The following is a 23,176-nucleotide window of genomic DNA, read 5'->3' on the forward strand; positions in this document are numbered from 1 at the left end:
GGGTCGGGCCCCGCCACGGCTCACGTGCTCACTCCTCGGCGATCGCGCCACCTGCTCCGGGCGGCGTTCCGGGCGCGCCCGGCACCACGACGCGCCGTCCGGTCACCCGGCGCGGCGAGAGCGTGACGACGGTGTCCCGCCCGTCCCCCGCCCACGGCGCCGAGTGAACGGCGCTCTTGATCCTCCGTACCCCGTTCTCGTCCGACACCGTGCGTACCGGACCGACGAAGAGGACGCTCCAGCCCTGGCTGAAGACTTCGTCCAGGCGGTCCTCCTCGAAGGCGACCTCCGCGCCGGACGCCGAGGCACGCGCGAGGGACGAGTCCGCCGCGGTCATGAAGGCGATCTCCCCGTCGACGACCTGGTAGTTCACGGGGAAGACCGCCAGACCCTCCGGCCCTTCGACGGCGACCCGGCCGACGCCGTGGCCGTCGATCAGCTCCCAGCATTCGGCCTCGCCGATCTCCTCCATTCGCGCCCCGCGTCCGGCGCGGGCGCCACCGGGCGCAAGGTCCGCCGTGTACCCGGCGAGGTCCTGGACGGTCGTCTCCAGGGCGTTCGCGAGACGGACGAGGAACTCGATCCCAGGTGTGGGCAGGCGTTCCTCCACGGAGGCGATGTAGCCGGGGGTGGAGCCGGTCCGTTCGGCCACGTCCTCCCAGGACAGACCGAGCCGGGCACGCCTGGCCGCGACGCGGCGGCCCAGGTCGCTCGTGGCGTGCGGGGCGTGCCGCTCATCAGCCGTGTTCATGACCCGTCTCCCTCCGTGCTCTCCGCACGCCGCTGCGGCACGACGGCGACCGGACACGAGGCGTGGTGCAGGGCGCGGTGGGCGACCCTGCCGAGCTCCAGACCGACGAGCCCGTCCCGCCGCCGTGCCCCGATGACCAGGAGGTCGGCGGCGGCGGAGCGTTCGGTGAGCACCTTGTGGGCGGGGCCCTCGACCGAGCTCCTGCGCAGACGCACCTGGGGATGTTCGGACGCGGCGGCCTCAAGGGCCTTCTCGAGCAGCTCGGAGGACTCCTCCGCGAAGTAGGCGGCCCCGGCGCGCCGCATCAGCAGGTGGTCGGCCGGTCCGTGTGCCGGCTGTCGCCAGGCGCGGACGACATCGAGTTCCGCGTCCCGGACCGCCGCCTCGCGGAAGGCGAACCGTACGGCCGGCGCGTCCACGTCGTTCTCTCCGATGCCGAGCAGGACACGCCCGTGGCGTGCCTCCAGGGCGTGCCGGTCCCCTCTGACGACGACCACCGGGCCGTGTGCCCGGGCGGCCACCACGAGGCTGACGGATCCGAGCAGGAGCTCGGCGATACCGCCGCGCCCGCGGGACCCGACGACGAGCATCGCGCTCTCCCGTCCCTCCCTGAGCAGCGCGGTGGACGCGTCCTCGGCGATGACGTCCGTGGTGAGGGTGAGGGCGGGTGCGCGGCGCCGGGCGCGTTCGGCAGCGGTACCGACGATGTTCTCGGCCAAGACCTGGCCGGAGGGCCGGTCCGTGCTCCAGGCCGGCACGACGCCCTCGTACCGCTCCCACAGCGAGGCATGGACGATGCGCAGGGGAAGCGCATGCCGTACCGCCTCGTCGACGGCCCAGTCCAGGGCCGCGAGGCTGGCATCGGACCCGTCGACTGCTACCACCAGGGGCGACTCCATCGTGCCCACCGCCTTCCAGGTCATGAGGTGTCCTGCTGCCACGCTCGCACCGAGCGGGGGTGGCCGGGTAGGGCCGGTCGGCCCCGGGCACGGCTCGCCCGCGGCACACGTGGAGGCGGCGTGGTGGTGTCCGGTCCCCCGGGAACACCGGAGTGTCCCGGACCCTCATAGGGGCCAACAGTCCCGGAAGGGGACCGTTCGGCACTGCCCCGGGGCGGTCTCCACGCAGCAGGGTGAGAGCTGCCGGGGCCGCGCGAACGGCCGCGCCGCTCGGCCGGTGGCCCGGGGCGGGTGCGTCCGCGCACGGAAGGAGAAGGTGATGCGTCACCGGAGGATCGACCGGCTGATGACGCGTGACGTGGTGAGCGTCCGCGGCGACACCCCGTTCAAGGAGATCGTCCGCGTGCTCACGCAGCACCGGGTGACCGCTGTTCCCGTCGTGGGCGGTGACGGCCGGGTGGTCGGGGTCGTGTCGGAGGGGGATCTGCTGCGCAAGACCGCCGACCGGGCCGCCGCACCGGACGGCCTGCCGGCCGTTCCGGACCTGGAGGCGTGGGAGCGGGAGAAGGCCGAGGGGACACGGGCCGAGGAGCTGATGTCCGCACCCGCCGTGTGCGCCCGCCCGGACTGGACCGTGGCGGAGGCGGCGCGGCTGATGGAGGTCCAGCGGGTCAAGCGGCTCGTCGTGGTCGACGGCGAGGACCGGCCGGTGGGCATCGTGAGCCGCCGCGACCTGCTGGGCGTCTTTCTCCGTGAGGACGACGACATCCGCCGGGAGATCGTCGAGGACGTGCTCGGCGAAACACTGCGTCTCGAACCGGCCGCGCTCACCGTCGAGGTGCGCGACGGCCGGGTGGAGCTCGGCGGGAGCCTTCCCTTCCGGCGCATGATCCCGGCGATCGAGCGCATGTGCGCGACCGTCGACGGCGTGGTCTCGGTCTCCGCCACCCGCCTCGGCTACGACGTCGACGACACCCGACAAGGAGGTGGACGGTCATGACGCGGAGCATCGTGGTCGGCCTGGACGGCACGGAGCAGGCGAAGGCGGCCGCGGAGTGGGCGGCCGAGGAGGCCCTGTTGCGCGGCACCGGCGTGGATCTGGTGTACGCGAAGGAACCGGTGACCGCGGCCGTGGTGTCGCTCGTGCCACGGGAGTCCGAGGACGCGTGGGCCGGGGAGATGATGGAGGGCGTCGCCGATGGGCTGCGCGAGCGTCATCCCGGCCTGTCGGTGACCACCCGTCTGCTGCCCGCGGGTCCCGTGCCGGGTCTCCTCGCCGCGTCCGACGAGGGCGAGCTGCTGGTCCTCGGCTCACGGGCCCTCGGCAGCGTGGCCGGCTATCTGATCGGCTCGGTCGGCCTGACGGTCGCCGGTGCCGTCGAGCGGCCTGTCGTCCTGGTACGGGCGGGCGGCGGGGCGGCCACGCCGAAGGGCCCCGTCCTGGTGGGGACCGATGTGCGGCAGCCCGTGGACGCCGTCCTGGGCTTCGCCTTCGAGGAGGCCGCCCGGCGTCGGTCCCCGGTGCATGCCGTGTACGCGGAGCAGCTTCCGCTGTTCGCGGGACTGGGACCCGCCATGGTCCCGGACATCCGCCCTGCCGTGGCCCCGGAGATCGAGCGCTCGCTGGAGGACCTCCTCGATCCCTGGCGCGCGAAGTACCCCGAGGTCGAGGCGGCCGCGCGGGTGGTGGTCGGATCGGCCGGCCTCGAACTGGTCCGGGCCGCCGGGGACGCCGCGCTCATGGTGGTCGGCCGGCGTACCCGCCGTTCCACCCTCGGCGCGCGCATCGGCAGCGTGGCCCACGCGGTGCTGCACCACAGCCCCGTTCCGGTGGCTCTCGTACCCCACACCTGAGTCGGGGGCCGGTCAGTCGCCGGACGCCGTCGGCCGCAGCCGTACCGCCGTGACCTTGTACTCCGGGCATGAGGTCACGGCGTCGGCGTGCTCCGAGGTGAGGGAGTTGACGCCGCCGGCCGGGAAGTGGAACGCGCAGAAGACCTGCCCGGGGGCGAGTTCCGTCCCGACGCGGGCGACGAGCCGTGCCTGTCCATGGCGGCTCTCGACGGTGACCGGGGTGCCGTCCCGGACACCGAACCGGGCGGCGTCCTCCGGGGTCAGGTCCAGGCGCTCGTACGCGTCGAGAAGGAGGTTGCCGCCGCGTCGGGTCATGCTCCCGGAGTTGTAGTGGGTCCAACGGCGCCCGGTGACGAGCAGCAGCGGATAGTCCCGGTCCGGCTCCTCGCCGGGCGGCAGGAAGGGCGCCACGGGGCGGGCCACCGATCCGGGACACCGCACCCCCCAGCAGCTGGACACGGCCGTCGTCGGCGTGCCCGACGGGGCGATCACCGGCATCACGTTCCGGGAGCGGCTGCCCGGCCTGACGAACGACGCCGCGGTCTGGCACGCGCTCGCCTCCGACCCCCGTTACGTCGTCCTCGACGGCTTCTTCGGCAGCACCGGCGGCCCCGCCGGCGACTACTACGACCCCGGCGACACCCTCACCCTGACGGATCCCCGCACGGGCCGCAGCGAACAGAAGGTCATCGCGGGCGTGCTGAGCAACGGGATGGTCTTCTACCCCGGCACCGGTGCCAGTTCGACCACCTACCCCGTCGTGTCGAGCGAACAGGCGACGCGCGAACTCTTCGGCACCCAGGCACAGAACGCCTCCGCGCTGGTGAGAACCAGCCCCGGAACCTCCCCGGACGCGCTGGCGACCCGACTCCAGGGCGAGCAGCTCTCGGCCAGCCTGGTGGCCACGCCCATCGAGTCGGACATCCGCCGCCAGTTCGACTCCAGCACCGCCTTCTTCCGTCTCATGCAGGGCTTCCTCGCCCTGGGCCTCGGCGTGGGCATCACCGGCCTCGGCGTCGTCATGGTCCGGGCCGTACGCGAACGCAGGCGGACCATCGGAATCCTGCGGGCCCTCGGCTTCCGGGCACGGACCGTCCAGCGGTCCTTCCTCGCGGAGAGCGCCTTCATCGCCGTGGAGGGCATCGTCCTCGGATCCCTCCTCGGCGTGCTCACCAACCTGGCTGATGTACGGCAACAGCGCGGCGTTCGAGGGCCTCGAAGGAGGATTCCCGGTCGAATGGACCAGCATCCTCGGTCTCGCCGCAGCCACCTTCGCCGCGTCGCTCCTGGCCACGATCGGCCCGGCACGCCGTGCGGCCGCCATCCGCCCGGCCCTGGCGGTCCGCGTGACCGAATGACAGCGTGCGCATGTGGGCTGCGACGGCCACAGACGCCTTCAATGGTAAGTCTCGCAACCACATTTGGCGCGACGGGCCACCCCTCCACGAGTGGCGCGAGCAGGGCCCGGGGTACACGCTGAAAGACGAATGCCGACCACCGTGTGCCCGCACACTGGAGGCGAACAAAAGTGGCCGAGAACATGATGAAAGGTCAACAGAACGACCTCACTTCACTGATGGACCGGGCATCGAGACGTGACTCCACCGTCGCCTTCGAGGGCTACAGCCGCGATGACGGCAACATCCCGGGAAACCTCCTGATCGTCGAGTCCGGCGACTGTGTGTACTCCTTCGCCAAATCCGACATCATGGACCGGGAGACCATCGGCGAGGACCGGATCAGGGTGTACGTGCGGGAGGGTGCCCCCGTATTCCGTCTGGACCGGATGCGCGCCGGTGAGACACAGGGCGCCTTCATGGCCGCCATGGAGAACATCGCACCGCCCACGAGCCCCGCCGTGCCGGGAGAGCCGAGGCCGGCAGGCGGGCCGGCCGGAACCACGAGCGCCGAAGCGATGGAGCTCATGGCCCCTCCACCGGCCATCGAGGTGCCGGGGGCGCCGCGCTACGCGGCGACGGGCGTGGAATCGGCACAGGCGGCCCGGCCCCGGGTGCTCGCACCGCCCCTGTCCACCGTGGGCGACCACTGGACGAACCACTGCATCGGCGGCGACGCCTACGCCAACAACTGTGCCCACTTCCTCTCGGACGCGTTCATCCGCGCGGGATACACGGAACTCTCCACCGCCAACCCGCACATCAAAGCCCGGTGCAACACCTACGCCCGCCGTCCCGTCAGAGCGCGGAACATGTGGTCCTGGTTCGCGTCGAAAGCGGTGCGCACGAGTTCCACCCCGACGCCGCACACAGGATGGTGGGCCGTCTTCCAGCTCGACGAGAGCGTGTACTGGGGCGGTCACGTGGCGCTCTTCGATTCCGACTCGTGGACGCACTACGGCACGGGCTGGCACGGCACGTGGCGCCAGTACATGTACCAGTGGTGAAAGAACGGCACCCGGCGCAACCGAGTGCGCCCCCGGCTCCGACCGTCTCGCACCCTGACGCGGCCGGACCGACGGCCTCACCGTCCCGGTCCTGCCGGGCAGTGACGGCGGAGTGACGCGACGCGGGCGCACTCGAAGACGGGTAGGGCTCGGCCGGAAGGAGACCGGTGGTGAACGCGCTTGTGCATGCCCGAGGCAACCGCATCGTCGAACTGATGGAGCAGCCCGCGGAACGGCGTGACGCCGACTGGATGCGGGACGCGGCTCAGCAGGCGATCCTGCTGGAACTCGCCACGCTCCCCCCGTATCTGTGCGGCATGTGGTCGATCGACACGTCGACCGGGGACGGCTCCGTCCACCGCACGCTGCGCGAGATCGTCTTCGACGAGATGTCGCACTTCGGTCTGGCGTGCAACCTGCTCACCACGCTCGGCGGGACTCCCGTGCTCGACGACCCGTCGGTGCTGCCGGCGTATCCGGGGCCACTGCCGGGAGGCGTGCGGCCCGGACTCAAGGTCTTCCTCAGCGGGCTGACGACGGACGCGGCGGAGATGTACTCCCTCATCGAGCAGCCGGACGAGCCACTCGCGAGGGACGCGGCGCCGCACGTGTCGATCGGGGCCTTCTACACCGCGCTCCTCGAGGCGTTCCGTGCACACCCGGAGCGGATCACCGGCGCCCGGCAGTTGACCCTGCACTTCGGTCACGGCGCGGGGAACCCCGTCGTGCCCCTCACCACGCTCGCCGCGGTGGAGAAGGCCATCGGCGTGATCAAGGAACAGGGCGAGGGCACATCCGCCTCGCCCGAGAACCCGCACCCCGGGGCGGCGGGAGAGTTGGCCCACTACTACGCCTTCCGGGAGATCTTCCACAAGCGCAGGCTCAGGAAGAACCCCGACACCGGGAAGTTCGAGTTCACGGGAGCGGAGATCCCGATGCCGAACGCCCTGCCGATGGGGATCGTTCCCGCCGGCGGCTGGCCCCGCACAGGACCTTCCGCACCCGACGCCGGGACGATCCAGCTCCTCGACGACTTCAACGCGGCGTACAGCAAGCTGCTGAGCCTGCTGCAGGGCGCGTGGACGCGGACCGACGAGGGCGAGGCGGAGGGGCTGCTGTTCGAGGCGATCGACCAGATGCCGCTCCTGCAGGACCCCGCACAACAGCTGATGGCACGCCCGCTCCCCGTCGGCGGCACGAACTACGGACCGGAGTTCCGCTACGTGACTCCCTGACGAGTGCGCGCGTCCGCGAGCGGAGAACGGCGACGATCCCAGGCGCTCGGACTGCCCTCCGACACGCTCACCCCGGAGGTGCCTGCCGTCCCTGCACGTCTGCGGTGCGGGCGGCCCGCGTCAGGCGCCGGCCCGGCGCCTGCCCCGCACGCGGCGCGGGTACGGGAAGAGCCGCGGAGAGCGCTTCGCGGCCACGTCCTCGACCCAGCCGAAGGTCAGCACCAGCAGTCCGATGAGTGGGATCGCCACCATCAGCGGAAACCACTGGCTGGTCAGCAGCCACTGGAAGTGTTCGTAGAAGAAGTCGACGGACCAGAGGGGGTCGATCAGCGGGATGGCGGCCACCAACGCGGCCTCGTGCCAGAGGTAGACGCTGACAGCGCGTGCGTTGAGCAGGCTGATCAGGCCGTTCCAGCGTTCCAGCGGTCGGGGCCACTGTTCCCAGGAGGGACTGACGTGGAGCAGGACGGCGACGAAGCCGAAGGACCACAGGGCCTGGGCTATCGGCCAGCTCTCGATGTCGGTGGGCACGGTCGGATCGACCGGTCGGGTCTGCAGGTACCACCAGCCGGCCACCATGATCAGCGGCGCGACGGACGGCACGATGTACTGGGGGAGCTTCTTGAGCAGGCCCTCCTGGTGAGCCATGCCGAGGATCCAGCAGGAGCCGAAGGTGGCGAAGTCGCTGACGGTCTCCCAGACCCGGCTGTAGACGAACTCCTGGTCGATGAAGAACGTGTTCATGACGATCGCCAGCGCGAGCGGCGCGGCCAGCGTCACCACCGGCATCCGCCGCAGCGCCCACAGCATCAACGGTGAGAGCAGGACGTACCAGAGGTACGCGCGGAGGTACCAGAGCGGGACGATGACCTGCACCGCCCAGCCCTGCCCCACAAGATGGTCGAAACCGTTCAGTGATTCGGCGTACGGCGGAGTGCTCAGCGGCACGAGCCAGAACAGCAGCTTGCCCCACCACCAGTCGGGATGTCCCTCGGCCGCGGGCCCCCAGCCGTCGACGATCTCGAGGGTGAGCATGACCGCGCCGAACAGCCACATCGGCGGCAGCAGCCGACGCAGACGGCCCCGGATGACGCCCAGGGCGGGACGGCTGAGCGAGCGTGCCATCAGCGACCCGGCCAGCGCGAACATCACACCCATCGACGGGAAGACGATGGGCAGCCAGAACCAGCCGAAGTTGTGGTAGAGCACCACGCGCACCAGCGCCAGCGCGCGCAGCAGGTCGAGATAGCGATCCCGGCCGCCCTTGCGCGGGGACGGCGCCGACGGCTCCGGCTCCGGCTCCCGTCGCAGAGCGGCGGGGATCCTCAGCCGGACGGTGTCCTGGGCTCCCCCGAACTCGAAGGACGCGGTCATGGTCAGGCCTCCACTGGTGCGGCGACCTCGCCGGTGCGCCGGAGCTTCTGCCAGCGCAGTCGGCCACCGGTCAGCGCCGTGATCGTGGACTGCAACAGGACGATGTACATCAGCTGCCGGTAGACCAGTTGCTGGATCGGCAGGCTGATCAGATGCAGGGGCTTCTCGCCGTCGAGCCGGAAGGCGTACCAGGACAGCACGGCCTGGAGCAGGATGAAGCCGCCCCAGCTGGCGAGGGTGATCGGGGCGTCCGCGAACAGCACGCCGTACAACAGGAACATGTCGACGAGCGGCGCGAGCAGCGGGGCGACCACGCCGAACAGCACGACGAGGGGCAGCCCGATCCGGCCGAAGCGCCCGGCCGGACCCCGGGAGGTCACGGCGCGCCGGTGCTTCCACATCGCCTGCATGCTGCCGTAGCTCCAGCGGTACCGCTGGGACCAGAGCTGCTGGATGCTGGCGGGGGCCTCGGTCCAGGCGCGGGCGCGCTCGGCGTAGACGATCCGCCAGCCGTCGCAGAGCACCGCCATGGTGATGTCGGTGTCCTCGGCGAGGGTGTCGTCGCTCATCCCGCCGACCCGCTGCAGGGCTTCCCTGCGGAAGGCGCCGACCGCGCCGGGGATGGTCGGGATGACGTTGAGCATGTCGTACATCCGGCGGTCCAGGTTGTGGCCGAGGACGTACTCGATGTGCTGCCAGGCGCCGATCAGGCTGTCGCGGTTGCCGACCTTGGCGTTGCCCGCGACCGCGCCGATCCCTCTGTCGCCGAAGGGCTGGACCAGCTCGCGCACGGTGGACGGCTCGAAGACGGTGTCGCCGTCCATCATCACGATGATGTCGTGCGACGCGGCCGCGATGCCGGCGTTGAGCGCGCTGGACTTGCCGCCGTTGACCTTGCGGATCAGCCGGACGAACGGCAGGTTCATCTCCTCGACGATGTCCGCGGTGCCGTCCGTGGAGCCGTCGTCGATGACGATCACTTCGATCGGATGGTCACTGGCGATCAGGGAGTTGAGGGTGTTCGCGATGCACTCGCGCTCGTTGTAGGCCGGGACGAGAACGGTGACCGGCTCGGTGACGGGTGGCCCCCACGCGTCCCGCCGCCGGGAGCGCCGGGCGTGGAGCGGTGCGAGGACGAGCATCAGCGCGAACCGGCCGAAGTTGAGGAAGCCGACGACGGCCAGCAGCGCGACCAGCACCGGCAGGGTGAGCACGGCGGCCTTGCTGGCCCAGATGAAGCACTTGCCCGCCCACAGCTGGTAGCCGTGCACCGGCACGGTGCCGTTGGTGGCGCCGAGCGCCTCGGAGACGGTGGCGAACCGGTACCCCTCGCCCTGCAGCTTCACGATGATCTGCTCGAGCGCGGCGATGGTCTCGGTACGGTCGCCACCCGCGTCGTGCAGCAGGACCAGCTCGCCCGCGCCGGGCCTGCGCGGCATCGCCGCCTTGACGATCTCGTCGACGCCAGGACGCTTCCAGTCGTCGGTGTCGCGGTCGATGAACGCGGTGAGGTAGCCGTGGGAACCCACGTACTTGATCACCGGGTAGTTCCAGTCGTCGAGCGCCGAGGCGTCGGAGGAGTACGGCGGGCGGAACAGCGCGCTGTGGACGCCCGCGACGCCGGCCAGCGCCAGTTGCGTCTGGGCCAGCTCCCAGCTGATCCGGGCGTGGGACTGGTACGCCAGATCGGGATGGGTGAAGGTGTGCACGCCGATCTCGTGGCCGCCCGCGACGATCTGCCGGATCAGCTCCGGGTGACGCGTGGTCATCGCGCCGGTCACGAAGAAGTCTGCGCGGACGTTGTGGGCCGCGAGCACGTCCAGGATCTTCGGGGTCCACTCCGGCGAGGGGCCGTCGTCGAAGCTCAGGACCACGGTGTGGTCGGGGATCCGATAACTCACCGGGTGCTCGTTCTTGGTGCCGCGCGCATCGATGATCGGGCCGCCCTTGAGCAGGTTCTCCGGCACGGTCGTCTTGTCGACCGAGGTCGCGATCCGGGTGTCGTGGAACGCCTCGTTGGTGGCGAGGCCGCGCAGGACGAGGAGCGCGAGCAGGCAGGCCAGCAGGGACAGCGGCATGAAGAAGCGCAGCGGCGGCGCAGCCAGTCGACGCGGCCTCAGCAGGGACTGCCGACGACGCTGGTGGCGGGACAAGGGCGCTCCTGGAGATGGGTGGTGCGGACGATCAGGCACGCTCGGCCGGCCCGCAGGCGTTGCTCCGGGCGGCACGACGGTCGCGGCATGTCAGGGAATGTCGCGGTGTTCGGCGTGATCGCCGAACTTTTCGGGTGCGGTGTCGCAGACCGCGCCCTCTAGGGCCAGGAGGGTGACAAGGGGCCGCTGGCGGGCAGGTACGAGGGCTTCGGCGGTATCCCCATCGCCGGGGCGTCCGACTGCATGCCGATCAGGCTGCCGCCCATGGCGGCCGCCAGGATCGCGCCGACCACGGAGACAGGCCAGCCGAAGCGCCGCAGCAGACGGCTGCGCAGACCCGACTGGTCGACGAACACCGGCGCCGGAGCAGGCTCCCCCTGGCGCGATTCAGCCACGCCGGGCTGCGTCGAGTGGACCGATCCACGCCCGGAGTATGTGGCGACGTTGCGCATGACTTGTGGCCTTTTTGTGCAGGGTGCGGAGACCGCTGAAGCGTAGAGCGGACCGTAGCGCATGACCTGAATTGATTGGGGCGTGATGTGCGTATTTGACACAGTCCGATCGAAGGTCGTAACCGGATCGGTACCTCAACGGGCGCCTTCCGACCCTTGGGTGGCCGGGTCGCGAACACGAGGCGGGATGGCTTGAATCCTTCGCTAGGATGACCGCTCGATTCATGCGATCAGCGGTGGATCCGCATGCAACGGGCGTGTCCAGTCACCGCCTCTACGCCCCAAGGAGCCTGTGTGAGCCAGCCCCGCCGCACCTCTCGTCGCCGAGCGTGGACCGCGCTCACGCTGCCCGCCCTCCTGTGCGTACTCGCCGCGTGTTCCGCCGACCCCGCGACCGGCGGGGGCACCGACGCCGCCGGGCCCGCGCGGGACGCCTCGCCGACTCCCACCGGACCGCCGGGAACCCTGTTCGACAACTTCAACTACACCGGCGCCGACGATCCTTCCCTCGCCGCGCACGGCTGGGAGATCCGTACGGGCGGGGGCGGCCCGGGGATCAAGGACACCTGGAGCGCCGACGGCGCCGCCTTCCCCTCCGACCCGACGGCCAAGGGGGGCAAGGTCCTACGACTGCGCTCCTCCACCGACGGCACCGAGCAGGGCACCACGCAGGTCGAGGTGCAGACCACGAGCCGGAACTTCTTCAGGGGAACCTACGCCGCCCGGGTCCACCTCAGCGACAAGCCCACGAACGGACGCGACGGCGACCACGTCGTCCAGACCTTCTTCCCGATCTCCCCCTCGGACTCCTCGGAGAACTACAGCGAACTCGACTTCGAGTACCTGCCGAACGGCGGCTGGGGTTCGGTGGGTCCGCAGCTCGACAACGTCAGCTGGTACAGGGCCGACCCGCCGGACCGGGTCCACAACACCCTCGAGCGACGCCTCGAGGGCTGGCACACCATGATGATCACCGCCATGGACGGAAAGGTCACCTACTCCCTGGACGGCAAGGAGCTCTTCACCAGCTCCGGCAAGTACGTCCCGCGCGAGCAGATGGACATCCACTTCAGCAACTGGCTCATCGACCTCCCCTTCACCGGTGGCCCGCGCATCTGGGACATGAAGGTCGACTGGGTCTACTACAAGGCCGACGAGGCCGTCTCCCGGGCGGACGTCCAGAAGACGGTGGACGGCTTCCACAGCACCGGCACCGACTACATCAACACCGTCCCGAAGTCCTGACCCCACCCGACGCACGGTCGTCCCCCTCAACGTGCCGCTCACCGAACGGGAGATCACCCAGCGCCTGGAGGACCGCCGGCGGGCTTCACCCGTGACGTGCCTGCCGAGTTCGGTTTCGCCGTGGGCGCGACCATCGTGCTGCCGCCGCGCGCGGAGGCCCGGCCGGATCGGCCTTCCGGTGTGGGGCGTGGAGGTACGGGTCACGTGCGCTGGTCCCCACATGGTCCCCGAAAACGACCGAGGGGCCGTTTCAGATCTCTCTGAAACGGCCCCTCGACCTGCGACTTTTTCAAGTCGGGACGACAGGATTTGAACCTGCGACCCCTTGACCCCCAGTCAAGTGCGCTACCAAGCTGCGCCACGTCCCGATGCGCGTCTCCGCGGGGTTTCTCCCGCGTCGCCGTGCAGGGAAAACATTACCTCACTCCGGAGGGTGGGATGACGCACGGGCTGTCACAGCGTCCGAGGTGAGGAGGTCGGCGCCGCAGGTGGCGGCCAGGGCGGTGGCTTCGGCGAGGGTCGTGGCCGAGCCGGTGGCGTGGGCGAGGTCGAGGCGGGCGCGGGCTTCCTCGTAGCGGGACGGCGACGCCGCGAGGTGGTCGACGGCCCGTTCGAGAAGCCGCTGGGACTCCGGCGGGTCGACGAAGAGGGCCAGGCAGCGGAGGGCTTCGCCGAAGGCGGTGTGCGTGCCGAGCCGTTCCGCGTGGGTGAGGGCCTCACGGGCGATCCGGGCCCCGCGGTCCGGGTCCGTGGGCGCGAGGGCGCGGGCGAGGTCGAGCGGCCAGGGGGCCCAGACGATGTGGTGGCGGCCCCGGACGGTCAGGGCCTCTGCGGCGCCCTCCAGGGTGGAGACCGCTTCCTCGGTACGGCCTTCGGCGAGCAGGAGCCGGCCGAGGACGCTCGGGCCGTCGGGCAGCACGATCGCGCCCGGCCAGGGCGGGCCGAAGGAGTACCGGTCGGCGACGAGGCGGGCCTCGGCGGTACGGCCCCGGGCGACGAGGGTGTCGACGAGGAGGCAGGCGGTGTCCCAGTGGACGGGGAGGCCGTCGCCGACGCGGTCGGCGAGCCGGAGCCCCTCCTCCAGGTGGTGCTGGGCGAGGGGCAGATTGCCGCGGCGCCGGTGGACCAGGCCCAGGAGGGTGTGGGCGAAGGCGAGGTGGGCGCCGCTCCAGCCGGAGATCTCGAAGGCGCGGACCGCCTCGGTGAAGAGGGCCTCCGCCCGGTCGGGACGGTCGGCGAACGCGTACGCGATGCCGGTGAGGGCCGGGATCTCGAAGCCCCAGACGGGGTCGGTCCAGCCGAGGCCCCGGGCGGGCGAGCCCTCGACGAGGGCGAGGTCGCAGAGCCGTACGACCTCGGTGGCGGGTTCCCCGCGCATCATCGCGTCGAAGCCGCGGACGGTGATGAGGGCCCGTTCGGAGTTGTCGGCTCCGGTGAAGCCGGCGGTGAGCTCGGCGAGGCGGCGGGAGCGGTCGTGGCCGTCGACCTCGGCCGCCTGGAACCCCTCGTACATGAAGTGCGCGGCCTGGAGCCGTCGTCGGCCGGTGCCGGGCGGTGTCCGGCCGTATTCGACGGCGGCGGCCCGCGCGGCCTCGTGGAGCTCGTTGTTGTGGGCGAGGGCCTGGGTGAGCCGGAACGTCGCGTCGATGCGCAGCTCGTCGTCGAGGCCGGGCAGGTCGAGCGCGGAGCGCAGGTGCCGGACGGTGGCGGCGGGCGCGGTGAGCAGGGAGGCGCAGCCGAGTTCGTACAGGACCCTGGCGTACGTGTCGGGGCCGGGCGGTTCGGTGAGGGCCCGCTCCAGGCAGCGGCGGGCCGCGTCGGGGGCTCCGACGGCGAGGTGTTCGACGGCGGCGGCCCGCAGTCGGCTCACGACGTCCTGGTCGTCGTCGGGGTGCACTTCGAGGAGGTGGCGGGAGACGGCGGCCGGTCCGTGGCCCGCCTGGGTGAGCGCCCAGGCGGCGCGTCCGTGCAGGGCGGTCCGTACGCCCGGGGGCACCGAGCCGTACACGGCGGTGGCGATGAGGGGATGCGCGAACTCCAGGGGCGGGACGGGCACGAGGGCCAGCCTGTTCCGGCCGGTCGTCGGCCCCGTCACGATCCTTGCGGCCCGCAGGAGTTCGGTGTCCTCGGCGACCTGCTTCGCGCTCAGGCCGGTGAGGGCTTCGAGGAGCTCGGGCGTGCTGTCCGTGCCGAGGACCGCCGTCGCCCAGGCGAGGCGGGTCGGGCCGGAGCCGAGCTCCTCCAGGCGGGCGACGAGTCCGCCGCCCCGGGCTCCGGCGCCGAGGCCCCGGAGGAGGGCCGCGGAGCCGGCGACGGGTTCGAGCATCCGGTCGCGGGCGTTGGCGAGCAGCTCGACCGTCTCGTACGGGTTTCCGGAGGTGACCGTCCACAGTTCGCGGCAGAACGGCTCGTCCGCGTGCCCGCCGAGCACGTCCCGGGCGAGCTCGGCGGTGGCTCCCGAGGTGAGGGCGTGCAGGCCCAGGGTGAGAACGGCCCGGTCCGCGAGCGCGGCGAGCGTCGCGTGCCCGCCGGGGCCCTGCGGCTCCCGCACGAACGGGCGGTGGGCGAGAACGACGAGGACCGGCAGCCGGCGGTCGCGCCGGGTCCGGGTGAACGCGTCGAGCCAGGCCAGGGATTCGGCGTCGGCCCAGTGGACGTCGTCCACGAGCAGTACCGGGGGCCGGTCCCGCAGCCGGTCCGCGAGGCGGTCCAGGAGCCGGGCGAGGCCCAGCAGCACGCCCTGCGGGTCGGCGGGCGCGTCCAGGGACGGCGCGGCGAGTCCGAGGGCCGGCGCGAGGAGGTCGAAGTGGTCGCCGAAGAGCTGCCGCACCTCGTCGGCGGCGAAGCCGTCCAGCGCGGGCTGGAGAAGCTGTCGGGTGAGGTGGAAGGGAACGGAGGTGAGGGTCTCGCCGCCCCGGGCGGTCAGGACGGTGCAGCGGTCCCGGGCGGTGCGGTGTATCTCGGCGAGGAGCGCGGTCTTGCCTATGCCCGGCTCGCCCCGGTAGACGAGTATCCCGCCGCGTCCCCGGCCGCCCGCGGCGGCTCCGGCGACGAGTTCATCGACGGCGTGGGCGGCCGCGGCGAGCTCCGGGCCGCGCTCCAGCAGACCGCCGCGCTCCGCGCCGGAGACGCCCGATGCGAACGGCGTTGCGGGCGGCGACTGTTCGGGATCCGTCGGCACCGGTGACTCACTCCCCACACGAACTGTTGGTATGACGCGTCCGGCACCACCCGCGCGGACCGGAACAGCGCCGGACAGACGAGCCTAGCGCTCGTGATCGCCCAAGGGGCGACAATGGACGGGTGAACCGGACAACGGGTGACGACGACGGCGCGCGGGACCGGGTGGAGGGCGGCGCGCCGGACGGCGTGCGGGACGCTGCGCGGGTCGACGAGCGCGGCAGGGATCGCGACGCGGAGGGGCGTGCCCGCAGCGCCAGGCCGCGCGACGGGCTCGGCCGTCCGCTGCCGTACGGGGCGGAGGGCGTGCCCCGGCAGCCCGAGGGGGTCGTCCGCGCGCCCGACGAGACCGTGCGCGAGGCGCAGCGGCTGCTCGACGCCGGGATGCCCTTCCATGCGCACGAGGTCTTCGAGGACGCCTGGAAGTCCGGCCCGGCGGCGGAGCGGGACCTGTGGCAGGGGCTCGCACAGCTCGCCGTCGGCCTGACGCACGCGGCCCGCGGCAACACGGCGGGCGGGGCCCGGCTGCTGCGCCGGGGCGCCGACCGCCTCGCCGGCGGGAGCCCGGTTCCCGGTGCGTACGGGATCGATGTCGGCGGACTGGTGGTGTGGGCGCGGGAGTTGGCCGACCGTGCGGAGGGCGCGGGCTCGCTCGACGCCGCCGCGGAGGCGCCCCGGCTACGCCGGCTCTAGTGCGCGCCGCAGTACGGACGTGTGGCTCGCGGACGGGTCCTTCGCGGCGGTCAGGAGGGTGACGGTCTCCTGGGCGGCGAGGTCCCGGAGCCGGTCGAGGGCCGCGGCGGCGTCCGGGGCGTCGAGTTCGGCCTCGTAACGGCGGCAGAACTCCTCGTACTCGCCCTCGGGGCCGTGGTACCAGTGGCGGAGCTCGGTGGACGGGGTGAGCGCCTTGGGCCACTCGTCGATGTGGGCGTCCGTCTTCTTGAGGCCGCGCGGCCAGAGCCGGTCGACGAGGACGCGCACCCCGTCGTCGGGTGAGGGCTCCTCGTAGACGCGGCGGACACGGACGGCGGGGGTGGTGCTTGCGGCCATGCCTCCAGGGTGCGGGACGGGAACGGGTCTCGGCATACCCGACGCGCGGGGGTGGGGCCAGTCCGCGTACGTGCGGCCGAGCCGGGTCCCCGACGCGAGGGCCAGCGCAGCCCTCCGACGCGTGGCCGAGCCGGGTCCCCGACGCGAGGGGCCGGCGGGTTCAGCCCTCGACACGAAGGGCCGAACTCAGTACCTGACGCGAGGGGCCGGGTTCAGCCCTCGGCGCCCAGGGCGGGTTCAGCCCTTGACGCCCAGGGCCGGGAGGAGGACCGCGTCGACGAAGGTCCGCATCGTCGAGGCGTCCGCGAACCGCTCCTCGAAGAGCCGCTCGATACGGAGCATGCCCATGAAGCAGGGCGCGACGAATCCGATCGCCGGGTTGTCGGCGTCGACCTCGCCGCGCTCGACCGCGCGCGCCACGACGGCGTCGATGGCCGCGATCTCGGGGGCGATCACGGTCTCGCGGAGCGCGGCGCGCAGGTCGGGGTGCTGGATGTAGGCCTGGGCGACGGCCTCCATGAGCTCGGCGTCCCGCTCGCGGCGGGAGGCGGCGATCCGGGCGGCCTCGCGCAGGTCGCCGGCGAGGGTGCCGGTGTCGATGCCGGTGAAGACGGTGCAGCGGCGCTGGGCGAGCGCGGCGGTGACCAGCTGGGGCTTGGTGCCCCACTGCCGGTAGAGGGTGGCCTTGCCGCACTTGGTGCGGGCGGCGACGCCCTCCATGGTCACCGAGTCGTAGCCGCCCTCGCGGAGGAGGCAGAGCACGGCGTCGTAGAGCTCCGTCTCGCGCTCCGGCGTGATCTTGCTGCGACGGGCGGCGGCGGTCGCGGCTTGTGTGGACATCGATCCCTCCCGGACACCTCTGTCTCTGCACATACGAGAGTAGGGGGTGCACAATCGAGACGCAAACGTATCGAGACGCTTGCGTCTCGATGAAAACGGATCTAGGCTCACTCCGTTTGTTGGCGATTTGACGGATTAGAGGGCCGCGCGATGGCTGTCGGGATACGCGGGATACATGGACCACGTCCTGCAGGACCGGGGACGCCTCCTACCCCCGCACCCGCCGCCCGGGGCGGAACCGGGGAGCCGGAAGCGGCCTCCGAACCGGAACAAGAACCGGAGCCCGGATCCGGGCCCGCGTCCGCGCCCGCCAGACCCCCGCTCCTCCGCGAGCTCCTGCTCGTCACCGCGCTGTTCCTCGTCTACAAGTTCGGCCGGCTCTTCGCCAACGGCCACGAGACCCGCGCCTTCCGGAACGCCGACCGCGTCTGGGACGCCGAACGCGCGATCCACCTGCCGGGTGAGGGAACGATCCAGCAGCTGCTCCTGCACGGCGAACCGCTGATCCGGGCGGCCAACACGTACTACGCGGCCGTGCACTTCCCGGCCACCATCGCCTTCCTCGTCTGGCTGTACTGGCGCCGCCCCGCGCACTACCTGTGGGCGCGCCGGGTGCTGGCCCTCACCACCGGCGCCGCGCTCGCGCTGCACCTGCTGATGCCCCTCGCCCCGCCCCGGATGCTCGCCACGTCCGGACTCGTCGACACGGCCCGCGTCTACGGCCCCTCCGTCTACGGGGCGACGCCGGAGACGGACTCGATGGCGAACCAGTTCGCCGCCATGCCGTCGCTCCACTTCGGCTGGGCCCTGATGGTCGCGATCGGCCTGATCGCCGCCACCCGGTCCCGCTGGCGGGTGCTCTGGCTGCTGCACCCGGCGCTCACCCTGCTCGTCATCGTCGGCACCGCCAACCACTACTGGTTCGACGCGCTCGCCGCCGCCGTCCTCCTCGGCCTCGCGCTGCTCGTCGTCCGCGCCCCCGGCCACCGGACGGCGCCCCCACCCCTGTCCCGCCCGCTCGGCGCGGCGCCCCTCCCGGTCGGAGCCCTGCGATGAACCCCGCCGCCGGCACCGTGCTCGCGGTGCTCCTCTCCCTCGTCTCGGCCGCCGGGTACGCGCTCGCCGCCGTCGCCCAGTCCCGGCTCGCCGCCTCCCCCGCCGCCGACGGGCGCGGCGCGCTGCGCGCCCTGCTCGCGCGCGGGCAGTGGTGGTGGGCCGTCGGCCTCAATGCGGCCGGGGCCCTCGCCCACGTGGCCGCCCTGCACTACGGGCCGCTGACGCTCGTACAGCCGCTCGGCGCGCTGACGCTGGTCGCGGCGCTGCCCCTTGGCGCGTACTGCGCGCGGCGCCGGGTGACCCGTACCGAGTGGCGCGGCGCCCTGTGGACCCTGGGCGGGCTCGTCGGGCTCGTCGCCGTCACCGGACCCACCGCCCCCGGCGAGGCGCTCAGCCTGCGCGAGTCCCTGATCGTGGCCGCGGCGACCGCGCTCCTGATCGCCGTACTGGCCTCCGGTCGGCTGCACGGGCGCGAACAGCGCGGGACCGGCGGCCCGGCCGCGCGCGGACTCGGGCATGCCACGGCCTCCGGGATCGCCTCGGGCGTCGCCTCGGCGCTCACCCAGACGCTCACGGCCGCGCTCGCGCTCGACCTGCCCGGCACCGAGCCGACCTGGTGGCAGACCGCGCTGCTCGCCGTACTGATATCCGGCTTCGCCAGCGGTGGCCTGCTGCTGTCGCAGGCCGCCTACCGGGGCGGACTCGCCGCCCCGCTGGCCGTCGTCAACCTCTCGAACCCGGCGGCCGCCGCGGTGATCGGCGTGGCCCTGCTCGGCGAGACCTTCCGGGCGGGCGCCTGGGGCTGGCTGGTCGCGGCGGGCGCGTCGCTGGTCGCGGCGCGGGGGGTGGTGCTGCTGACGAAGGGCGGGGCGGCGGTGGAGACGGTACGGACGGCGGAGCCTGTACGGACGGCGGAGCCCGTACGGACCGCGGAGCCCGTACGGACGGTCGAGCCGACGCGGACCGCCGCGCCCGTTCCGGTGATGGCGACTTCGGGCTCGATGCCGGCGCCGTCGGCCTCGCTGGCCCCGTCGGACTCGTCGGCCTCGCCGGTCGGGGAGGCGCTGCTCGCGGCCGTGCCGGCACCGCCCACCGCCCCGGAGGCACGGCCGGGGCCGGCGCCCCGCGCGGCCGGCCTCGGTGCGCCGGAGGGCGAGCCGGTGCCGGCGCCGGTCGCGGGGTGAGGGCAGCCGCACCGCACTGAATTCGTCACCTTGACGACAATCACCCGACCCCCTATCGTCAACCTGACGACAAAGGGGTTTCCATGGCCGACATCACCCGGCGGGCCGGCTGGCGCCATCTGCGCTCCGCGCCCACCGCCCACATCCGCCACCAGCGCCGCGGCACGCTCGTCCACGACGGCGAAGGGCTGAGCTTCTGGTTCCGGCCGCTCACCGCCGCGCTCTCCGAGGTCCCGGTGAACGACCGCGAGCTCGCGATGGCCTTCCACGCCCGCACCGCCGACTTCCAGGACGTGAGCGTGCAGTCCACGGTCACGTACCGGATCGGCGACCCCGGCGCGGCGGCCACCCGGCTCGACTTCTCCATCGACCCCGACACGGGCGCGTGGCGCGGCACCCCGCTGGAGCAGCTCGCCACGCTCCTCACCGAGACCGCCCAGCAGCACGCCCTCGACGTGCTCGCCCGCACCACGCTCGCCGCCGCGCTCGTCGACGGCGTGGCGGCGGTACGGGACCGCATCGCGGCCGGACTCGCCGCCGAGCCGCGCCTGCCGGACACCGGCATCGAGGTCGTCGCGGTCCGGGTGGTGGCGATCCGCCCCGAGCCGGAGGTCGAGCGCGCCCTGCGCACGCCCGCGCGTGAACAGATCCAGCAGGAGGCCGACCGGGCCACGTACGAGCGCCGCGCGGTCGCCGTCGAGCGGGAACGCGCCATCGCCGAGAACGAACTCGCCAGCAAGATCGAGCTCGCCCGGCAGGAGGAGCGGCTGGTCGAGCAGCGCGGCACCAACGCGCGCCGCGAGGCCGAGGAGAACGCGGCCGCCGACGCGGTACGGGCGGAGGCCGAGGCCGTACGGAAGGTCCGGCTGGCCCGGGCCGAGGCGGAGGCGGCACGGGAGGTCGGCGAGGCGCGCGCCGCAGCGCAGTCCGCGTGGCTGCGGGCGCACGCCGAGGCCGACCCGGCGACCCTGCAGGCCCTGGCCGTGACCCGGGCGGCGGAGAACCTGCCGCGCATCGAGCACCTCACGCTCTCCCCGGACGTGCTGACCGGGCTGCTCGCCAAGCTGGGCGGCGGCGAGGGCGGGGCGCGGCCGTGAGCCTCGCGCCGCGCGCGGTGCTCGTGCACCGGACCACGGAGTACGAGGAGCTGCTGGCCCGGCACGGTACGCACGGGCAGGCCGCGTTCTTCCTCTCCGCGCGCGGCCGCTCCGTCGACGCGGTGCGCGAGCGGCACGAGCGGACCCGGCGGGCGCTCGCCGAGGTGGCGGCCGCGGTTCCGCTGACGTGGCGCCAGACGCGGGTCGAGCGCGCCGACCTGGACCGGTTCCTGTTCGGGCCCGAGGACGTCGTGGTCGTGGTGGGGCAGGACGGTCTGGTGGCCAACGCCGCGAAGTACCTGACGGGGCAGCCCGTCATCGGCATCGACGCCGACCCGGGGCGCAACCCGGGCGTCCTGGTCCGGCACCGGCCGGACCGGGCGCGGCGACTGCTGCCGTACGCGGCGGGGGCCGGGGCGGCGGTCGACGAACTGACGATGGTCGAGGCGGTCACCGACGACGCGCAGCGGCTCCTCGCGCTGAACGAGATCTACGTCGGGCCGCCGGGCCACCAGACCGCCCGTTACACCCTCGGGCTCGACGGCACGGACGCCTCGCCCGAGCCGCAGGCCTCCTCCGGTGTCCTGGTCGGGACCGGGACGGGGGCCACGGGCTGGCTGCGCTCCCTGTGGGAGCAGCGGTCCAGCATGCTCGCCCTGCCGGCGCCCTCGGACGCGCGGCTCGCCTGGTTCGTCCGCGAGGCCTGGCCGTCCCCGACGACCGGCACCACGCGCGTGGAGGGCCTCCTCGATGCGGGCCGGGGCCTGCGGCTCACCGTCGAGTCGGACCGCCTGATCGCCTTCGGCGACGGCGTCGAATCGGACGCGCTGGAACTGACGTGGGGCCAGACGATCCGCCTCACGGCGGCGTCGGCACGACTACGCCTGGTCCACTGACCCCGTTGCGGGCATGCGTTCCGCCGGGCGGTGCCCACGCCCACCCGTTGTGGGCCTGCGTTCCGCCGGGGCGGCGCCCACCCCGTTGTGGGCAATCGTTCCGCTGGGGCGGAACGGGTGGGCACAACGGACCCGCGCCCTGCCGGCGCCAGAGGCTTCGTGCCCTGACCCGCACCCCTAGGTGCGCCGCACGCGTGGTGCGGGTCCAGGCCCGGAACGCGGAGGCGCCGCTGAAGGGCGCCGTCCCGTGTGCCCACCCGTCCCGCCCCAGCGGGACGATTGCCCACACGGCGGGCGGGCGGAGGGCACCGCCCCAGCGGGCTCGGGCCACACGCGGGGGCGCCGCCCAGCCGGGTGCGGGCACACGGGGGCCAGAAGGCGCCCCGCGGCCGGAAACGGTCGGCCCCGGGTCGGCGGTACCTGGCGCGGCGTTATGCTCGCCGCGCTTTGCCCGGGTTTCCACCCGCCACGGCCCGCCCGGGCCCCGCTCACCCCCGCTCACCCCCGCCCGCCCGCCCCCCGGCCGTCGAAGGACACCCCATGACCTCCGTCTCCCCCGGCTCGCTGTCCGTCTCCTCCGCCACCCCGCGGGAGTGGACGCTCGTGCGGTCCTGGGCCGTCAAGGAGGGGTGGAATCCGGGACTTTCCGACATTCCGGCGTTCTTCGCCCAGGACCCTTCCGGCTTCTTCCTGGGCCGGGTCGAAGGCGAGCCGGTCTCCGCCATCTCCGTGGTCGACTACGACGACTCCTACGCCTTCCTCGGCTTCTACCTCGTCCGCCCCGAACTCCGAGGTCTCGGCTACGGCCTGGCCACCTGGCACGCCGCTCTCGCCCACGCGGGCGGCCGAGCCGTCGGGCTCGACGGGGTGCCGTCGCAGCAGGACAACTACCGGCGCTCCGGCTTCACCACGGCGTACCGCACCGCGCGGTACGTGGGCGAGGTCCCCGCCCCCGACCGCCCGGTGACCGGCCTGGTGGCCGCCGGGAGTGTCGACCGGGCCGCCCTCGCCGCGTACGACAACCACTGCCACCACGCCGACCGGCCCCGGTTCCTGGACACCTGGCTCACCACTCCCGGCCATCGGGCGCTGGCCCGGGTCGTCGATGGCCGTCTGACCGGGTTTGGCGTGGTTCGTCCCGCCGAGGACGAGGCCCGTGTGGGCCCGCTGTTCGCGGACACCCCGGCCGACGCGGCCGCCCTCCTCGACGGGCTCGCCGCCGAGGCGCGGGAGTTCGGCGCGGCCCGGATCGCGGTCGACATGCCGGAGGTGAACCCCGCGGCGGCCCGGCTGGCCCAGGAGCGCGGCCTGGAGCCGACGTTCGAGACCGCCAGGATGTACACGGGCCCGGTCCGCCCGGTGGCCCGTGAGCGCATCTTCGGCGTCACCACGCTCGAACTCGGCTGACCCCGCCGCTCTTCGGACGGGGAGGGGACGCCCCCTCCCCGGACCCCCGCCACCCCTTGAGGGGTGACAAGGGTTTTCCCCGTATCGGGTTCACCCCCC

General features: G+C 72.9%; 21 protein-coding genes and 1 tRNA gene. 12 read left to right on the plus strand and 10 right to left on the minus strand.

Annotation, left to right across the window (positions count from 1 at the left end):
- Nucleotides 1–28 precede the first annotated feature (28 nt).
- Together AC07AW_RS18390 and AC07AW_RS18395 are read right to left on the minus strand one after the other, a co-directional pair.
- Nucleotides 29–751, minus strand: a complete 723-nt coding sequence (locus AC07AW_RS18390) for a helix-turn-helix domain-containing protein (protein WP_478816519.1) — start codon at nt 749–751, stop codon at nt 29–31.
- A complete protein-coding gene (locus tag AC07AW_RS18395) occupies nt 748–1,674 on the minus strand; it encodes a universal stress protein (protein WP_478816520.1) in 927 nt (308 codons plus the stop codon). The genes AC07AW_RS18390 and AC07AW_RS18395 overlap by 4 nt, the downstream gene beginning before the upstream one ends.
- Nucleotides 1,675–1,969: 295 nt before the next feature.
- On the opposite strand from AC07AW_RS18395, the gene AC07AW_RS18400 reads away from it, so the two are divergent.
- A complete protein-coding gene (locus tag AC07AW_RS18400; protein ID WP_478816521.1) occupies nt 1,970–2,650 on the plus strand; it encodes a CBS domain-containing protein in 681 nt (226 codons plus the stop codon).
- Nucleotides 2,647–3,504 carry a universal stress protein gene (locus tag AC07AW_RS18405; protein WP_478816522.1) on the plus strand — a complete coding sequence of 286 codons (858 nt, stop codon included), beginning with the start codon at nt 2,647–2,649 and terminating at the stop codon, nt 3,502–3,504. Before AC07AW_RS18400 ends, AC07AW_RS18405 begins: the two co-directional genes overlap by 4 nt.
- Nucleotides 3,505–3,516: 12 nt before the next feature.
- Here AC07AW_RS18405 and AC07AW_RS18410 read toward each other — a convergent pair whose 3' ends face one another.
- On the minus strand, nt 3,517–3,927 hold the full coding sequence (locus tag AC07AW_RS18410) for a molybdopterin dinucleotide binding domain-containing protein (protein WP_478816523.1): 411 nt from the start codon (nt 3,925–3,927) through the stop codon (nt 3,517–3,519).
- Between the two features lie 49 nt (nt 3,928–3,976).
- Here AC07AW_RS18410 and AC07AW_RS18415 point away from each other — a divergent pair, with 49 nt between their 5' ends.
- From AC07AW_RS18415 to AC07AW_RS18425, 3 genes are all read left to right on the plus strand, one after another.
- Nucleotides 3,977–4,984, plus strand: coding sequence for an ABC transporter permease (locus tag AC07AW_RS18415; protein ID WP_478816524.1), 1,008 nt, complete (start codon nt 3,977–3,979; stop codon nt 4,982–4,984).
- 96 nt (nt 4,985–5,080) lie between these two features.
- Nucleotides 5,081–5,908, plus strand: a complete 828-nt coding sequence (locus AC07AW_RS18420) for a hypothetical protein (protein WP_478816525.1) — start codon at nt 5,081–5,083, stop codon at nt 5,906–5,908.
- Nucleotides 5,909–6,078: 170 nt separating this feature from the next.
- The gene (locus AC07AW_RS18425) at nt 6,079–7,143 is read left to right on the plus strand and encodes a ferritin-like domain-containing protein (RefSeq protein WP_478816526.1); all 1,065 of its coding nucleotides are present in this window, start codon (nt 6,079–6,081) and stop codon (nt 7,141–7,143) included.
- 120 nt (nt 7,144–7,263) lie between these two features.
- Here AC07AW_RS18425 and AC07AW_RS18430 read toward each other — a convergent pair whose 3' ends face one another.
- The 3 genes from AC07AW_RS18430 to AC07AW_RS18440 all read right to left on the minus strand — a co-directional run bounded on the left by AC07AW_RS18430 (nt 7,264) and on the right by AC07AW_RS18440 (nt 11,065).
- Complete coding sequence (locus tag AC07AW_RS18430) at nt 7,264–8,517, minus strand: acyltransferase family protein (protein ID WP_478816527.1); 1,254 nt, start codon at nt 8,515–8,517, stop codon at nt 7,264–7,266.
- Nucleotides 8,518–8,519: 2 nt separating this feature from the next.
- Nucleotides 8,520–10,595 (minus strand): bifunctional polysaccharide deacetylase/glycosyltransferase family 2 protein, encoded by a 2,076-nt coding sequence (locus AC07AW_RS18435; protein WP_478816895.1) that lies wholly within the window; start codon nt 10,593–10,595, stop codon nt 8,520–8,522.
- A gap of 233 nt (nt 10,596–10,828) precedes the next feature.
- Nucleotides 10,829–11,065 carry a hypothetical protein gene (locus tag AC07AW_RS18440; RefSeq protein WP_478816528.1) on the minus strand — a complete coding sequence of 79 codons (237 nt, stop codon included), beginning with the start codon at nt 11,063–11,065 and terminating at the stop codon, nt 10,829–10,831.
- Between the two features lie 351 nt (nt 11,066–11,416).
- Here AC07AW_RS18440 and AC07AW_RS18445 point away from each other — a divergent pair, with 351 nt between their 5' ends.
- On the plus strand, nt 11,417–12,367 hold the full coding sequence (locus AC07AW_RS18445; protein ID WP_478816529.1) for a glycoside hydrolase family 16 protein: 951 nt from the start codon (nt 11,417–11,419) through the stop codon (nt 12,365–12,367).
- A 294-nt stretch (nt 12,368–12,661) separates the two neighbouring features.
- Here AC07AW_RS18445 and AC07AW_RS18450 read toward each other — a convergent pair.
- A tRNA-Pro gene (locus AC07AW_RS18450) sits at nt 12,662–12,735 on the minus strand.
- 53 nt (nt 12,736–12,788) lie between these two features.
- Nucleotides 12,789–15,473, minus strand: coding sequence for an ATP-binding protein (locus AC07AW_RS18455; RefSeq protein WP_478816896.1), 2,685 nt, complete (start codon nt 15,471–15,473; stop codon nt 12,789–12,791).
- Nucleotides 15,474–15,736: 263 nt separating this feature from the next.
- Here AC07AW_RS18455 and AC07AW_RS18460 point away from each other — a divergent pair, with 263 nt between their 5' ends.
- The gene (locus AC07AW_RS18460; RefSeq protein WP_478816897.1) at nt 15,737–16,240 is read left to right on the plus strand and encodes a DUF309 domain-containing protein; all 504 of its coding nucleotides are present in this window, start codon (nt 15,737–15,739) and stop codon (nt 16,238–16,240) included.
- Here AC07AW_RS18460 and AC07AW_RS18465 read toward each other — a convergent pair.
- The gene (locus tag AC07AW_RS18465; RefSeq protein WP_478816530.1) at nt 16,226–16,597 is read right to left on the minus strand and encodes a DUF488 domain-containing protein; all 372 of its coding nucleotides are present in this window, start codon (nt 16,595–16,597) and stop codon (nt 16,226–16,228) included. The genes AC07AW_RS18460 and AC07AW_RS18465 overlap by 15 nt on opposite strands.
- A 237-nt stretch (nt 16,598–16,834) precedes the next feature.
- Nucleotides 16,835–17,437: a TetR/AcrR family transcriptional regulator gene (locus AC07AW_RS18470; RefSeq protein WP_478816531.1), complete on the minus strand. Its 603-nt coding sequence runs from the start codon at nt 17,435–17,437 to the stop codon at nt 16,835–16,837.
- A 150-nt stretch (nt 17,438–17,587) separates the two neighbouring features.
- On the opposite strand from AC07AW_RS18470, the gene AC07AW_RS18475 reads away from it, so the two are divergent.
- The 5 genes from AC07AW_RS18475 to AC07AW_RS18495 all read left to right on the plus strand — a co-directional run bounded on the left by AC07AW_RS18475 (nt 17,588) and on the right by AC07AW_RS18495 (nt 23,077).
- Complete coding sequence (locus AC07AW_RS18475) at nt 17,588–18,493, plus strand: phosphatase PAP2 family protein (RefSeq protein ID WP_478816532.1); 906 nt, start codon at nt 17,588–17,590, stop codon at nt 18,491–18,493.
- The gene (locus tag AC07AW_RS18480) at nt 18,490–19,677 is read left to right on the plus strand and encodes a DMT family transporter (protein ID WP_478816533.1); all 1,188 of its coding nucleotides are present in this window, start codon (nt 18,490–18,492) and stop codon (nt 19,675–19,677) included. Before AC07AW_RS18475 ends, AC07AW_RS18480 begins: the two co-directional genes overlap by 4 nt.
- Nucleotides 19,678–19,760: 83 nt before the next feature.
- A complete protein-coding gene (locus AC07AW_RS18485; protein ID WP_478816534.1) occupies nt 19,761–20,774 on the plus strand; it encodes an SPFH domain-containing protein in 1,014 nt (337 codons plus the stop codon).
- Entirely contained in the window at nt 20,771–21,670 is a 900-nt protein-coding gene (locus tag AC07AW_RS18490) for a hypothetical protein (RefSeq protein ID WP_478816535.1), read from the plus strand. Before AC07AW_RS18485 ends, AC07AW_RS18490 begins: the two co-directional genes overlap by 4 nt.
- A 540-nt stretch (nt 21,671–22,210) precedes the next feature.
- The gene (locus AC07AW_RS18495; protein ID WP_478816536.1) at nt 22,211–23,077 is read left to right on the plus strand and encodes a GNAT family N-acetyltransferase; all 867 of its coding nucleotides are present in this window, start codon (nt 22,211–22,213) and stop codon (nt 23,075–23,077) included.
- The last annotated feature ends 99 nt before the right edge of the window (nt 23,078–23,176 follow it).

The sequence above is a fragment of the Streptomyces sp. NPDC044003 genome (assembly GCF_056435185.1).

Excerpts from the sequence above, each read along its gene's own strand:
- AC07AW_RS18390 (WP_478816519.1), bottom strand. The coding sequence starts at position 751 with ATGAACACGGCTGATGAGCGGCACGCCCCGCACGCCACGAGCGACCTG.
- AC07AW_RS18395 (WP_478816520.1), bottom strand. The coding sequence starts at position 1,674 with ATGACCTGGAAGGCGGTGGGCACGATGGAGTCGCCCCTGGTGGTAGCA.
- AC07AW_RS18400 (WP_478816521.1), top strand. The coding sequence starts at position 1,970 with ATGCGTCACCGGAGGATCGACCGGCTGATGACGCGTGACGTGGTGAGC.
- AC07AW_RS18405 (WP_478816522.1), top strand. The coding sequence starts at position 2,647 with ATGACGCGGAGCATCGTGGTCGGCCTGGACGGCACGGAGCAGGCGAAG.
- AC07AW_RS18420 (WP_478816525.1), top strand. The coding sequence starts at position 5,081 with ATGGACCGGGCATCGAGACGTGACTCCACCGTCGCCTTCGAGGGCTAC.
- AC07AW_RS18430 (WP_478816527.1), bottom strand. The coding sequence starts at position 8,517 with ATGACCGCGTCCTTCGAGTTCGGGGGAGCCCAGGACACCGTCCGGCTG.
- AC07AW_RS18435 (WP_478816895.1), bottom strand. The coding sequence starts at position 10,595 with ATGCCGCTGTCCCTGCTGGCCTGCCTGCTCGCGCTCCTCGTCCTGCGC.
- AC07AW_RS18465 (WP_478816530.1), bottom strand. The coding sequence starts at position 16,597 with ATGGCCGCAAGCACCACCCCCGCCGTCCGTGTCCGCCGCGTCTACGAG.
- AC07AW_RS18470 (WP_478816531.1), bottom strand. The coding sequence starts at position 17,437 with ATGTCCACACAAGCCGCGACCGCCGCCGCCCGTCGCAGCAAGATCACG.
- AC07AW_RS18475 (WP_478816532.1), top strand. The coding sequence starts at position 17,588 with ATGGCTGTCGGGATACGCGGGATACATGGACCACGTCCTGCAGGACCG.
- AC07AW_RS18480 (WP_478816533.1), top strand. The coding sequence starts at position 18,490 with ATGAACCCCGCCGCCGGCACCGTGCTCGCGGTGCTCCTCTCCCTCGTC.
- AC07AW_RS18485 (WP_478816534.1), top strand. The coding sequence starts at position 19,761 with ATGGCCGACATCACCCGGCGGGCCGGCTGGCGCCATCTGCGCTCCGCG.
- AC07AW_RS18495 (WP_478816536.1), top strand. The coding sequence starts at position 22,211 with ATGACCTCCGTCTCCCCCGGCTCGCTGTCCGTCTCCTCCGCCACCCCG.